Annotated in this window: 11 protein-coding genes; 5 read left to right on the top strand and 6 right to left on the bottom strand. The window is 64.8% G+C overall.

The window, feature by feature from the left end:
• Positions 1-67 precede the first annotated feature (67 nt).
• Positions 68-952: an N-acetyl-1-D-myo-inositol-2-amino-2-deoxy-alpha-D-glucopyranoside deacetylase gene (mshB, locus tag D6M19_RS11605; protein WP_123025502.1), complete on the bottom strand. Its 885-nt coding sequence runs from the start codon at positions 950-952 to the stop codon at positions 68-70.
• Between the two features lie 1,329 nt (positions 953-2,281).
• On the opposite strand from mshB, the gene D6M19_RS11610 reads away from it, so the two are divergent.
• Complete coding sequence (locus D6M19_RS11610; RefSeq protein ID WP_123025369.1) at positions 2,282-3,868, top strand: hypothetical protein; 1,587 nt, start codon at positions 2,282-2,284, stop codon at positions 3,866-3,868.
• Between the two features lie 136 nt (positions 3,869-4,004).
• The gene (locus tag D6M19_RS11615) at positions 4,005-5,264 is read left to right on the top strand and encodes a chloride channel protein (protein ID WP_123025370.1); all 1,260 of its coding nucleotides are present in this window, start codon (positions 4,005-4,007) and stop codon (positions 5,262-5,264) included.
• A gap of 21 nt (positions 5,265-5,285) precedes the next feature.
• Here the strand turns inward: D6M19_RS11615 and D6M19_RS11620 are convergent, their stop codons facing one another.
• A complete protein-coding gene (locus D6M19_RS11620; RefSeq protein WP_123025503.1) occupies positions 5,286-7,175 on the bottom strand; it encodes an ABC transporter family substrate-binding protein in 1,890 nt (629 codons plus the stop codon).
• Between the two features lie 85 nt (positions 7,176-7,260).
• Positions 7,261-9,156: a translational GTPase TypA gene (typA, locus tag D6M19_RS11625; RefSeq protein WP_206428510.1), complete on the bottom strand. Its 1,896-nt coding sequence runs from the start codon at positions 9,154-9,156 to the stop codon at positions 7,261-7,263.
• A gap of 279 nt (positions 9,157-9,435) precedes the next feature.
• Here typA and D6M19_RS11630 point away from each other — a divergent pair, with 279 nt between their 5' ends.
• Complete coding sequence (locus D6M19_RS11630) at positions 9,436-9,708, top strand: hypothetical protein (RefSeq protein WP_123025371.1); 273 nt, start codon at positions 9,436-9,438, stop codon at positions 9,706-9,708.
• Between the two features lie 75 nt (positions 9,709-9,783).
• Here D6M19_RS11630 and D6M19_RS11635 read toward each other — a convergent pair whose 3' ends face one another.
• Positions 9,784-10,860, bottom strand: a complete 1,077-nt coding sequence (locus D6M19_RS11635) for a hypothetical protein (RefSeq protein WP_123025372.1) — start codon at positions 10,858-10,860, stop codon at positions 9,784-9,786.
• A 135-nt stretch (positions 10,861-10,995) separates the two neighbouring features.
• Complete coding sequence (locus tag D6M19_RS11640) at positions 10,996-11,388, bottom strand: (deoxy)nucleoside triphosphate pyrophosphohydrolase (RefSeq protein ID WP_123025373.1); 393 nt, start codon at positions 11,386-11,388, stop codon at positions 10,996-10,998.
• A 26-nt stretch (positions 11,389-11,414) separates the two neighbouring features.
• Here D6M19_RS11640 and D6M19_RS11645 point away from each other — a divergent pair, with 26 nt between their 5' ends.
• The gene (locus D6M19_RS11645) at positions 11,415-11,699 is read left to right on the top strand and encodes a 4a-hydroxytetrahydrobiopterin dehydratase (RefSeq protein WP_123025374.1); all 285 of its coding nucleotides are present in this window, start codon (positions 11,415-11,417) and stop codon (positions 11,697-11,699) included.
• Here D6M19_RS11645 and D6M19_RS11650 read toward each other — a convergent pair.
• Complete coding sequence (locus tag D6M19_RS11650) at positions 11,644-12,921, bottom strand: mannosyltransferase (protein ID WP_123025375.1); 1,278 nt, start codon at positions 12,919-12,921, stop codon at positions 11,644-11,646. The two genes, D6M19_RS11645 and D6M19_RS11650, sit on opposite strands and share 56 nt — an antisense overlap.
• Positions 12,922-13,030: 109 nt before the next feature.
• On the opposite strand from D6M19_RS11650, the gene D6M19_RS11655 reads away from it, so the two are divergent.
• Positions 13,031-13,660, top strand: a complete 630-nt coding sequence (locus D6M19_RS11655) for a hypothetical protein (protein WP_123025376.1) — start codon at positions 13,031-13,033, stop codon at positions 13,658-13,660.
• The last annotated feature ends 7 nt before the right edge of the window (positions 13,661-13,667 follow it).

The following is a 13,667-nucleotide window of genomic DNA, read 5'->3' on the forward strand; positions in this document are numbered from 1 at the left end:
GATCCTGATCCATGACTGTCCTTTGTCTCTGCCGCGGGTTGGTCGAAGCTTAGCGCGTCTAGCCCGGTTATCCGAGATCCAATCCGGCGAGCAGATCGGTTTCCCAACCGCGGTCGTCGCGGTCTCCGGGTTCGCCGGCCACGAGTATGTAGTGCTCCTCAGCGAGGATGGGCAATGCAATGTTGTTGGAGAGCGCGCCGCAACGACCGTTCGGCGCGACGGTGACCTGGGTGGCGTGCGCACGGAGCGCCGCCACCTTGGCGGGAAGTTGTTCACTTGCATCGACGACGGCGTCGATCTTGTCGTCGGGATAACCGAACGGGATGAGGTCGATCGTCACGCGCACCCATCCGTCGGGTAGCCCGTCGAGGCTGTCGAGGCCGGCGCCCATCGCGCTCGTTGAGGTGACCGTCCAATAGAACTTGGGCACCTTCCACGGCGCGCCCGGGTAATCGTCACCCGCTGCTGCGACGACGGCTTCGGTGGTGACTCGGTGGGCCTGGATGTGATCGGGATGGCCGTAGCCGCCGTTGGGGTCGTAGGTAACGACCACGTGGGGACGCAGCCTGCGAATGATGGCGACGAGTTCGCCGACCGCCTCGCGCATGTCTGCATCCACGAACCGCTGATGGTGGCGCGGGTTGGTGCCCTCCATGCCGGAGTCGCGCCAGCGTCCGGGCCCGCCAAGGAAATTGGGTTCTTTGATGCCAAGAGCTGAGAGCGCCTTTGTCAGCTCGCTGATGCGGTACCCGCCAAGCTGGTCGGCGGCGTCAACCGCGAGTTGGGCGTAGCGCTCGCCGATGACCTCGCCCTCTTCGCCGAGAGTGCAGGTGACGACGTGGACGTCGGCGCCGTTGGCGATGTAGTGGGCGATGGTGCCGCCAGTCGTGAGGGTTTCGTCATCCGGGTGCGCGTGGACGAAGAGCAGGCGAGGAGCTTCAGGCGCAGGCATCGAACCGAACATACCGCCGTATACCGATCCGGGGCGCTGGGCGGGATCTCAGCCGTCGGGCACACAGGTCATTGCCAGGATCCGGCCATGGCGGGTTGCGAGCGACTCATGTTAAGGCGGAAGTGAGCAGTACAGAGCATTTTTCTCGCATGGCCAGTTATTATTGTTCCACGTGGCGGCGCCATGTCGATTGGTTGCTGAGGCCGTAACTGCCGCGGCTGGCCGCCGCGAGGTTGTTAGACAACTCAGCAAATGCGTCGCACAGCGCGGATCTCGAGATGCGCTCAGCGCAAATACGGTTTTTCGTATGCCCAGCGACTCCGCCAGCTAATTCCGCGTGATCTTGAAGGGCTAGCTACCTAGCGACACTAACGACGATTGCGGGTGGTTGCCAGTTTCCGCGCGACCTCCCCTTGGCCTCTCAGGTGTCGGCGCCTTTTGCCGACGGGATCGCGCCGCGCATTCCATGTGGCTAGGGTTAATTACCCTGATCAAACTATGTAGTTGCCGACGCAATAAATCCGCCCGGACCCAAGATTCAGCTGAGAATTGTGTAATAGATTGGTCACTAGCAGCTCGCAGATAGTTTGCGGAATTGTTGGCGGTCCGCGAGATCGCCGGCGCTGCCTGGACGTAGAAGGCGAAGCCCCGCACTTAGGTGCGGGTGGCGGAGGGGGAGCCGCCGATGCCTTCTCTATCGGCCCCGCTGTCGAAGGTGCCCACACCACAGACAGCGGGGCCGGTCCACGTCTGAGGTCGGTTCGCGAGATTGCCGCCAGCACCACGCCCCTTGAAGGTAGCTACCGAGGACGAAGGCCGTTGTCGGTCATCGGCGTGTCGAGCGAGTCTCCCGTAATCTGCTCGTGATCATGAAAATTGACATCGCCGTTAGTTAACGGCACGTTTCGCGCGCGTCCGATCGTCGGATGTAACTGTGGTGTTGCGCACGAGCCGGGTGGTTCCATTGGGCTCCAGCCGGGGCCTCGATCGGCCGAGTTCGCCAGAGGGTATGCACGGTATTGCGGCAAACTACACGATGCAAGAACTTGCTGTTAGCGATGATTGGCGCGCCGTTATGGCTAATAAGCTGTTGCTGAGCACACTTTTCCGGCAGAACCAGGTGGGCATACGATCCGCATCCTTGTTCGATAATTTGCCGACCTAACCAACTATCGAATACCTCGCCGCATACAGCTAATCAATAGCCGTAAGCGGACTTATTGCATATGCAAATACCGCGCTGCCCGTTGGCCCTGAACCTGAGAATTACGTGAATTTTCCGACATAGATTCCTGAGTGCTGCATCACAGTCGATGGCCAGGAGGTCTCATGCAACTCGCACTTCGCCCGTACGTCACCACCGGGGTGGCCCTCGTCGGGGCCAGCGTGCTCGTCGCCGCCCCGATCTCCGTGACACCACCTGACATCCAGATGTCGAATCCAACGGTGCAGGTCGAGCGGGCGGTGCAGCTGACTGCCAATGAGATTGAGAATGCGGTCAACAAGCTGGTGTTCGCCGCAACCGAGGCGGGGGTGTCCATCGCCCAACTCACGACGCCCCTGGTCGCGCAGATCCTCGGAGTCTCGGAGACGGAAGCGGCGATCTTCCTCGCGCTCGGGACAATCGGACTGTTTGGCCCGTTGATCAGCGGAACGGGCGCAATCGGGACTGCGCTCCAAGACATCGTCGACTCCGACGGACTCGAGGAACTCCTCAACAACCTCATTGGTGCTCCCGGCACGATCGCCGACGGCTTCGTCAACGGAGGGTACGGACCGAACCTCGTATCCCTATTGGGATTAGGGTTACCGACGACGGCCTATACGCTACTGGCCGGGGGACTCATCAACCCGGGCGATGTGGAAGATCTCCTGACCTATTTCGCTCCTGGTACATATGTCGCGTCCGGCGCCATCCCCACGCTGCAGAGTCTCGTCGATCAGCTGTTCGGTCTTTTCAGCACCACTTCGATGAGTGCTGAGAGCGTCAGCGCCCTGGCGGCACCCGCCCCCGACTCGACCATCGAAGATGGCATCAACTCGTTGCTCTACACGCTTACCGGGGCGACGTTGTCAGTGGTTGAGCTCGGGGCGCCCCTGGTCGCGAAGATCCTCGGTGTGTCGGAAGCCGACGCGGAAGCCTTCCTGGGGCTCGCCACCGTCGGATTGCTCGGTCCGGCGATCAGCGGCACAGGAGCCGTCGGAACCGCGCTTCAAAACATCGTCAACTCCGACGGCATAGGAGAACTAGTAACCAACCTGATTGGTGCGCCCGGTACGGTCGCCGACGGCGTTGTCAACGGAGGCTACGGGCCCAATCTGCTGTCGCTTCTGCCGGCCCTCCAAGCGATCCCTGGGGCAAACGAGGCCTTCGCACCGGGACTCATCCAGAACCCAGGTTTCATTTATGGCCTACTACCCGGGGGAATCGGCTTGAAGCCGAACGCCACCGGACTGTCCCTTCTGCCTCCCGGCACCATCGCGGTGTTGCAAGGGCTTGTCGAACAGGTCTTTGGTGCATTGCCCTCGGCTGCGAGCGCGAATACAGCCGCTCTGCGGACTTCTGAAGGAACCGAGTCCACCGGTGAAGATCAGAGCAACCTCACACTGACCGAGAACAAGGGCGTGGAAGGCGGCGCTGCGGCTGAAGGCCCAGAAGTCACACCGAAGAAGCACCGCCCGCGCGTCGAGCTGAACGTCTTCAAGCTCAACCCGCTCGATCAGAACAACAACAGTAAGGACGCTGACGGAGCTGCGGCGGACAACAAAGACGCCGCGACTACAACCACCGCCAAGCATGAGCTCGGTTTCGGCAAGACGCCGGTCCGCGATCTGGTCAAGAAGGTCCTCGGCGGCGGAAACGACGATGACGACAAGGACAGCGCTGCGGAACCCGCTAAGACAGCGGCTGAGTAGCGGCTGCTCGAAGATCAATGCCCACCTCATGACGGGGTGGGCATTGGTTTCTCGTCGAATTCTGCAGCCGGGCTGTGCTTTATCGAAATAACCGACCCGCCTGCAGAACTCGCGGACGTGGGCTTAGATTCACAGTGTGACTCGCCGCAACCTTGAGTTCTGTTGCGGCATCATCGTCATCGGGCTCTTGGCCGGAGTCGCCGGTTTGTGCACGACGCTGCTGCTGCGCTTCGTCGAGCACCTGACCTACCACTATACGTTCGGCATGCTGCTGGCCGGAGTCACGGACAGCAGCCCGGTGCGACGAGCTGTCGGCCCGATGATCGGTGGGGCGCTTGCCGGGTTCGGCTGGTGGATGCTGCGCCGGCGCACCGAGGTGCCGCCGCTGACGGAGACAATCCTTAACCACGGGCCGATTCCACGACTCACGATGACGATCGACGCCGCACTTCAAGTCTTGATCGTCGGCTCGGGCGCCTCTCTTGGCCGTGAGGGTGCACCCCGCCAATTCGCCGCTGCCCTTGGCGATCTCGGCACCTCCCGGTGGGCTCTGACCCCACGAGACCGCGAAATCCTGCTCGCTTGCGGCGCCGGCGCCGGTTTGGCCGCGGTCTACAGTGTGCCGGTCGGCGGAGCTCTCTTCGCCACCGCCATCATCCTGAAGACTTGGCACCCGCGGGCCGTCGGCACGGCGCTGATCACCTCCAGCCTTGCGGTAGCGGTCGCTTCGCCGGTCACTCATGAGTCCGCGCCGCTAGACTGGCCCGATCCCCAACTGTCCTATCTGCTGGCAGCTTTCGCGGTCGTACTCGCGCCGCTGGCCCTTGGCGTAGGGCTGGCCTTCAACCGAATCATGGCTCGCGCACGGCCCGCCACCGTCACGAAGTCTTGGGTTCTGATACCGGCGATCGCCGCGGCGGGACTACTCATTGGCATCTGTTCGATCCGATACGCGGAGCTGCCGGGTAACGGGAAGAGCATCCTGACGGTCAGCCTCAACAGCGGCATGACGTTGGGCGTGGCCGTCGTCATTCTTTTCCTCAAACCACTTCTCACGGCTGTCTTCCTGCGTGCCGGCGCTGTCGGCGGCATGCTCACCCCCGCGCTGGCCACCGGCGCGGCGATGGGATCCGTTGTGGCATTGGCGATCAACACCTGGACCGAACATCACGTCAGCGTTCCGGCCGTCTCGTTAACGTGCGCGGCCGGAGTCCTCGCGATTACCCAGCGGGCGCCGATATGGGCGGCGATTTTCGTGTGGGAGCTAGCAAGGCCGCCATGGTGGTTACTCGTCCCCTTCCTGGTCGCAGCAGTCGCGGCCCACTCGTTCCGACTCTTGATCGAGCGGAGTCGCGCCGCTAGGACGCCGGTGAACACCGCTGGCCTCAACCCCTGACGGGCCGATGTGCATGCAAACCTATTGCGGCTTCTTGGCCCAGATGCCGGCATCGCCGACGATCCCGACAGGCACCGCACCCGACAGGCTGACATTCTGCACCCGCGGACCGGCCGCAACGATCGTCGTGTCTTGCAGGATCGGCAGCACCGTCGACATGTTCCACAGCCGAGGCTCGACCGCATCGATCACCTCGCCGATGTTCTCGGTACCCCGTAGCGCCGCATCGATTTTCGGCTGAATGCTTCGGTCGCAGATGCCGGTGAGGTTGGACGGCGCCTGAATGAGCTCATCGGACTCCGGAGCTGGACTCGGTGTCGTCGGCGTCGCCGTCGTGGTGCCGGGCGTCGGCGGTGGACTTGGAGGGCTGGACATCGACGAGGTCGGCGACGTCGGGGGCCCACCCGTCGTCGTCGTCACCGGTGTCGCCTCAAGTGCAGGGCAGCCGTACCGTGACGACAGGGCGGTGGCGAGGTCGCCGCCGGCTTGGTGCCAGCCGACGATCGCGTCAACCCGGTCCTGGGCGAGGGCATCGCCGTAGAGCGCAACGGGATCCATGGCAAGAACCGACGCCTCGATACCGACGTTTCGTAGTTGGTCTGCGGCCGTGTTGGCGACCGCGACCGAAGTCGGATCGTTGGTCGCCACGCCTATCACCAACGACAGCGCCACGCCGTCTTTCGTGATGCGCCCGCGGTCGTCATCGGGCACTGGCGTTCCCGGCGTCGGCGTCGGCGGTGTATCGACTGGCACCAGTTGGTAACCGCTGGCTCCCAACAAGTTGAGGGCAGCCGCCTGGGTCAACGCAGGCGGCGCCGTCGGCGTATAACCGGGATCCGACGGTGAGCGCACCTGCGCCTGTGCCAGCGTCACGGTGTTGTCGCTGCCGGCACCGACAGACGCCAGCAGATCGACGTCGAGTAGACCCAGAATCGCCTTGCGCACTTGGACATCCGCGAGTTTCGGCTGCTGTGCCCGCAGCGTCATCTGCATGACCCGCGGCGTGACGATCCGCGACGTGCGCACATCGGGAATGGCCGACAGCTGCGCGAACGCCGCAGCGCCGCCGTGCACCTGGGCGACCTGTGTGTCGCCGTTGCGAATCGAATCCGCCAACGCCGCCGTCGCGCCTGCGCGTCGGAACAGAAGCTGGTCGGGCTTCGCCGGCTCGGCCCAGTACCGGTCGTTGCGCGCCAGCAGGATTTCCTCGCGCTGCGGATCGATGTTCTCCACGCGGAACTGGCCGCCGGTGACGGGCAGCGCCCGAGTCAAGCCCGATGCGAAGCCACCCGGAACGTCCTTGACGATGTGCGCGGGCAGGATGTCGTTGAACATCTCCCGCCACGCCGGGTACGGCTGCGAGAACGTCACCACCGCCGTCTTCCCGCCCTCGATCGACTGGACGCCGGTGACGAGGTCGTAGCCCGCGGGGTCGACGACACCGGGCTGGCTGACCATCTGCCGCCAGAGATACCAGTAGTCGTCGGCGGCGATCGGCGCGTTGTCGGTCCATTGCGCTTCCGGCCGGATCTTGTAGGTGACGGTGAACGGGTCGTCGTTCGTCACCTCTGCCGATACCAACAGCGTGTTGTCCAGCTCCCAGCGCGAGCCCGTCGGCGATGCCGGGTCCGAGACAGGCCGGAATGAACTCGGCAGGACCAACGAGCTGATGGCCGCATTCACCGGCGACTGGTCGGACAGAAGATGCGAATTGAAGCCGGGGCCGATCGTGTCGATGGCCATGATGATCTGCGTGGCCTTCGGTGGCGGTGGAGCCGCGGTTTCCGTGGTGTCCGTGCTCTGCGGTGCAGGTGGCGGGCTGACGGTGCAGCCGCCGACGAGCAGTACCGATGCGGTGATCAGTGCGCTGCGCGTGATCCAGTCACGTAAGCAGGCGGTCGGCACGCCCAACAGGGTATCGACAGGCCTCGAATAGTCCGATTCGAGAGCCGGGCCGCTGAGTCCACCGGGGCCAGGCGGCCCCGTGACGAGCACACTAACCGCGGGCTTTTGCCCTGGACCGGCTGCGCGCCCTGGTGGTCGCATCTAGTTCGACCTTGCGCACCCGCACCGCCTCGGGGGTGACCTCGACGCACTCGTCCGTCGCGCAGAACTCCATGGCGCGCTCAAGGTCAAGTTCGATCGGCTTGGCGAGTGTCTCGAAGACATCCGCCGTCGACGACCGCATGTTGGTCAGCTTCTTCTCTCGGGTGACGTTGATGTCGAGATCCTCCGGACGCGGATTGATCCCGACGACCTGTCCCGCGTAGGTGTCCTCGCCCGGCTCCACGAAGAACGTGCCGCGGTCGGCGAGCTGAGTCAGCGCGAACGGCGTGATGGTTCCGGTCCGGTCGGACACCAACGAACCCGTGTGCCGCGACCTGATCTCGCCCGCCCACGGCCGGTAGCCGTCGAACACCGCGTTGGCGATGCCGGTGCCGCGCGTCTCGGTGAGGAAGTCGGTGCGGAAACCGATCAGCCCGCGGCTTGGCACGATGAAATCCATTCGGACCCACCCCGCCGCGTGGTTGGTCATCTCTTCCATGCGGCCCTTGCGCGCGGCCATCAACTGGGTGATCGCGCCGACGTACTCCTCAGGGCAGTCGATGGTCATGGCTTCGAACGGCTCATGCAGCTTTCCGTCGATCGTGCGGGTGACGACCTGCGGCTTGCCGACCGTCAGCTCGAATCCCTCGCGGCGCATCTGCTCGACGAGCACGGCCAGCGCCAGCTCGCCCCGCCCCTGCACCTCCCACGCGTCGGGCCGGTCGATGTCGACGACCTTGACCGACACGTTGCCGACGAGCTCGGAGTCCAGCCGCGACTTCACCATCCGGGCGGTGAGCTTGTGCCCCTTCACCTTGCCCGCAAGCGGTGAGGTGTTCGTCCCGACCGTCACCGAGATGGCGGGCTCGTCGACGGTGATCCGCGGCAGCGCATGCGCGTGCTCGGTGTCGGCGAGGGTGTCGCCGATCATGATCTCGGGCAGACCCGCAACGGCGACGATGTCGCCGGCGATGGCCTCGTCCGTCGATGTCCGGTCGACGCCTTCGGTGACCAGAAGTTCGGTGATCTTGGCGTTCGTGATGACCGGGTGACCGTCGACTTCGCGCATCCACGCGACCTGCTGGCCCTTCTTGATCCGACCCTTGTAGATGCGGATCAGCGCGAGCCTGCCCAGGAACGCCGATGCGTCGAGGTTGGTCACCAATGCCTGCAGCGGCGCCTCGGGGTCGCCCTGCGGGGGCGGGATGTGTTCCAGAAGCACGTTGAACAGGGGGTCGAGGTTCTCCCCATCGGGATTTTCGCCGTTGGCGGGCTCGGTGGTGCTAGCAATGCCTGCCCGGCCCGACGCGTACAGCGTGGGCAGTCCGAGCGCGGCCTCGGCGGCCTTCTGGGCCTCGTCGTCGAGGTCGGAGGCGACGTCCAGCAGCAAGTCGTGGCTTTCGGAGACGACTTCGGCGATCCGAGCGTCGGGGCGGTCGGTCTTGTTGACCACCAGGATCACCGGCAGGTGGGCGGCGAGCGCCTTGCGAAGCACGAACCGCGTCTGCGGCAGCGGCCCCTCCGACGCGTCGACCAGCAACAGCACGCCGTCGACCATGGACAGCCCGCGTTCGACCTCGCCGCCGAAGTCGGCGTGACCCGGGGTGTCGATGACGTTGATGACCGTCATGCTGCCGTCGGGGTTCCTGCGATGCACGGCGGTGTTCTTCGCCAGGATCGTGATGCCCTTTTCCTTCTCCAGATCACCGGAGTCCATTAGGCGCTCGATTGCATCGTCACCCCGATGCGTCAGCGCACCCGACTGACGCAGCATCGCGTCGACGAGGGTCGTTTTCCCATGGTCGACGTGTGCCACGATGGCGACATTCCGGAAATCCACCTCCAAATCATCCCAGTGCAGTGGGCCGATCACGAAAACGAGAGATTCCCGTCACTTTGAAGCCGAGCCAGCTTGCCGACCTGAAACCGAAGAAAAAGTGCTGTCGCAGCAAGCCACGCTGCAAAAAATGCCCGGTCGTGGTGCATCAGGTGCGCAAGGCGCAGCGCAATGGAATCCACGGTAAGCACTTGGCGAAGGTGTTCAAACGGGCGCGAAAGTCCTGATCGTCCCAGGGTCCAGGCGTACCGTTGTGTTCTCCGGCAGCTGAGTGCGAAGGTGGCGAAAATGTCGGTTTACGAGGTATTGACCATCGCTTTGATCGCGGTGCTGGCGATCGCAACGACAGCGGCCATTTATCTGGGGCTCCTGAATTGGATCGGCGCCTTCTTCGTCGTCCGGTGCGCTTCGTGCCACCATCTGACGTTCTCTTCGGCGAAGACGGCGCAGAAGTCCTGCCCGCACTGCCGCCACCCGGTGCTCACGCATCCGCTTTATGCCCTGCACCATCCCCGGGACCTCAGCCAGGTCCGCGTGGTGGGCGATCGCCTTCACTACTGAACCCGTCGTCGCCCCGCCGAAACTGCTCACAGATCGCGAAAATCTACGACATCGCGATCTCCCCGCAATCTCGCGTTAGGGGTACGACAGAAGCATCATCACCCTGCCGTCGGGAGACCGTTCGGGGAAGGCGTCCTCGTCGAAGCCGTAGTACTCCTGCTGGTCCTCGGTGATGGCATCGATCACCTTGCCCTGCGCCTCGAGCTTCCCGTTCTCCGTGTCTTTCATCATGCCGACGAAGTCAGGAACCGACAGCGACTCGGCCAGCAGCAAAGCTTCGCCGCCAGAAGGCAATTCGACCAAGACCCCGGCACCGGCGAAGTTGTTGCCGCCGCGACCCGTCCCTCGTGGCGCCCAATACACCGCGTCCGTGAGCATCGGCCCCTCGATGCGGCGATACTCCCCCGCGAACTTGGTGTCGTCGACGGTCACGACGGGCAGCGTGGCAATCGTGCGCTTCTCCTGAAAAAACATCCAGCCCAATGGAATACACACAATCGCGTACACCATCACCATGAGCATCAGGACGGGCTTCCATGCGATTTCCCACGCGAGTTTGCGCTGTGACATCTCTTTCTCCACGGCTCGGTCGTCGACCTGGCGACGACCGAATCGGAAGACGTACCAAGCCAATACGCGCGCCAGCGCCATCAACGCCAGAATGATCAGCCCGACGATGCCCGCGACCCGCCAATAGAACGTGCTGTCTCCGTGGTTGGCCGTGGCCAGAAACATGACCGCCGGGATCGGAGCGGTAAGCAACAGCAGCAGCGAATACGACGGGTGACTCGTCAGGTAGTCGTAGCTCGTCGTCCACCGCCGATTCTGGCCGTAGACGGTCAAGCCGCCGACTTCGGCATGCACCACCGGCGTCCACGAGCCGTGCACCACCCGCGGGCGGATCAGACCCCTGACAAAGAAGAACCCGCAAACCAGCGATACCACCAGCGCGCCCCAGAACACCCCGGGTATGGACTCACCGGTTCCTGGCACGCCGAACCCACCGCGGATATCGATGACCTTGGCGATGAAGAACATCAGCGGCAACGCGAAGAACAGTTCGACCAGCCAAATCTGGATCAGTTGCGGGATACGGGAGCCGATCCGGTCGAACGCCAGGACGCCTCGCCAGATGAACCGCAGCACACCCATGGGTGGGAAGAATAATGTGTGCCGAACGCCGAAGGGGCAAACATGAACCGAGCGGCACCGCGAGACGGAATCCGAGCAGCGAAGTGCGAGTGGACACGTGCCGGGATTCCGTTTCGCGAAGTAGCCCGGCCGGGCTCAGCCGCCGCGCAGCGCCAGCGTCAGTGCTCCCAGCCAGGCGCGGTCGGCAGGCACCCATGGCAGGCCGGCCAATTCGTCGGCCTTCACCCATCGCAGCGCCCGATGATCGTTGCGCCGCAGCGTGCCACCGGTCTGCGTGACGCGATAGGCGCGCAACGTCATCGTCTGACTCAGCGCGACGTCATCGCCCAACCGCTCGCCGACGGTCACCTCGACACCGAGCTCCTCGTGAAGTTCACGGGCAAGCCCGTCGGCGTCGCTCTCCCCCGGCGCGACCTTCCCGCCCGGCAGCTCCCACAGACCGGCCAGGTCGGGCGGCCGGTCACGCTGCGCCACCAGCAGCGCGGCACCCGCGATGAGCGCGCCCGCGACGACGATCTGGTTTGGCATCGCGGCTGACGGTATACGGTCGAAAGATGGCTGTGTTATCCGACGATCAAGTAGACGCCGCACTTCCCGACCTCGACGGCTGGGAACGCAAGGACGGCGCGCTACGCAGGTCGATCAAGTTCCCCGCCTTCCTCGAGGGCATCGACGCCGTACGTCGCGTTGGCGAACGCGCCGAGCAGAGGGACCATCATCCCGACATCGATATCCGATGGCGGACAGTGACTTTCGCCCTCGTCACGCATTCCGAGGGCGGCATCACCGATAAGGATGTGGAGATGGCCCGGGAGATCGACGGGATCTTAGAAAAGTAGGCCGGGTAGAGGCGATCCACGCCAGCGTCACCAACGTCGCCACGATGTAGATCAACCCTGCCCAGGCCAGATACCACGGCCTGCTGATCACCCAGATCGTCGGTTGGGCGAAGCTGAGCAGCCACGGCACGCCGACGATCGTCAGCACCAACCAGCCCCAGCCGAGGATCTGCGCGCCCAGTCGTTCCCGCAGCGGGCCGTGCAGCAGCCAGATCATCAACGGAAGCACCCAAACCCAGTGGTGCGTCCACGAAATCGGCGACAACAGCAGTCCGAACAGTTGCACGACGACGATCGCGCCCAGCCGGTCGTCGGCGCCGCCCAGCGCGCGCCACGCCAGGACCGCCAGCACCGCGGTGACGGCGATCGCCACCACCACGACCGGTCCGTAGCCGGCGTCGTGGCCCAGGATTCGCGAGATTCCGCCGCGCCACGACTGGTTGAACGACGTGCCGATCGGGCCGACGCGGCTGGCGTCGCCGAGCAGTTCGGTGAAGTAGTAACGGGTTTGGTCGCCCACCACCAGTGCCGACACTCCGACCGTCGCGAAGAACACCACCGCCGAGAACACCACGGTTCCCCAGCGGCGCGCACCCAGAAAGTAGAGCCCGCTGACCGCAGGCGTCAGCTTCACACCGGCCGCGAGCCCGACAAGGAGCCCGGACAGCCACCATCGCGTGCTGTACACCGCGTACAGCACGGCGAGCACCAGCAGCACATTGATCTGCCCGTAGTCGAAGGTGCTGCGCAGTGGTTCGAGCCAGATGCCGACGGCGGTCCACGCCATCGCGACGCGTCTGCCCTTCGCGAAGTCGTCGTCGACCGAAAGCAACCGTTGGCTGACCCGCACCACGCCGTAGAGCGCGGCGACGATGCCCAGCTGCCACGCGAGCGCGACGAGCCCGAACGGTAACAGGTGCATTGGATAGAAGACGACGGCCGCGAAAGGCGGGTAGGTGAAGGGCAGCGGGAAGTCCGGCGTCTGGTCGGCGTAGACGTAGTCGTAGAGAGTCCCCGGGTGGTCCAATGTGCCTGCGCCGCCGACGTATACGTGAAGGTCGACGAAGTTCGCGCCGTTGGGCGCCAGGTAGGTCCACGCCAGCCGGGCCGCGATGCTGACCAGCAGCAGCCACGGTGCCGCGGCCGCCAATCGCGCTGGCAGCCGCGGGACTGACTTCGCTCCTGCGTCTATCCGACCGACTCTAGCGACCGGTAACCGTATGCCTTCGTCTCAGTAACGGTTGCATAAATGCCACTCGTGTCACTTGAGTCACACCAGTAACAAACTAGCTTCGGCTTCAGGCCTTCGCCGTCCAACGATTGGGAGAACCATGTACCGCACCAGGAAACTGCTCGTCTCGACCATGATCGCCGCCGCGGGCGCGGCCTCAGCGCTTGCGCTCAGCGCAACGGCCTCCGCCGACCCCGTGCCTGCTCCACCGGTGAACCCCGGCACACAGCTGCTGGCCTCGCTGGGCACCATGGGTTCCGCCGCGCCGCAGCTGATGCAGACCCTCGCGACCGCCATGTCCGGCACCGCCGCCCCTGCCGCAGCTCCGGCGACGCCTCCCCCCGGCGCCACCGCGTCACTGACCCTGCCCGAGGTGCCCGCGCTGCCGACCGCCGCGGCTCCTGCCGCCACTCCTGCTGCTGCCGTCGCAGGCCCGGCCGCCGCTCCGGTCAACGCGCTCTCGTCGCTCACCTCGGCGCTTCCCGCGCCGCTGTCGAACACAGCTGGGCTGGCCCAGTTGCTTCCGACCGGACTTTCGCTCCCAGGCCTTAGCGCGCCTGCGGCGACCGCGACGGCACCCGCAGCCGCCGCACCGCTGGCCGCCGCCGTGCCTCTTGCGGCAGCACCTCTGGCACCCCTGGCCGCCGCACCCGCAGCAGCCGCACCCGCGGCCGCGGCACCCGCAGCAGCCGGCCTCGTCCCCGCCGGAGTCCTCAGCGCCCTGCCGTGACCCCGTA

Origin of the sequence: Mycolicibacterium stellerae, assembly GCF_003719305.1 — a bacterium.
GTDB lineage: Bacteria > Actinomycetota > Actinomycetes > Mycobacteriales > Mycobacteriaceae > Mycobacterium > Mycobacterium stellerae.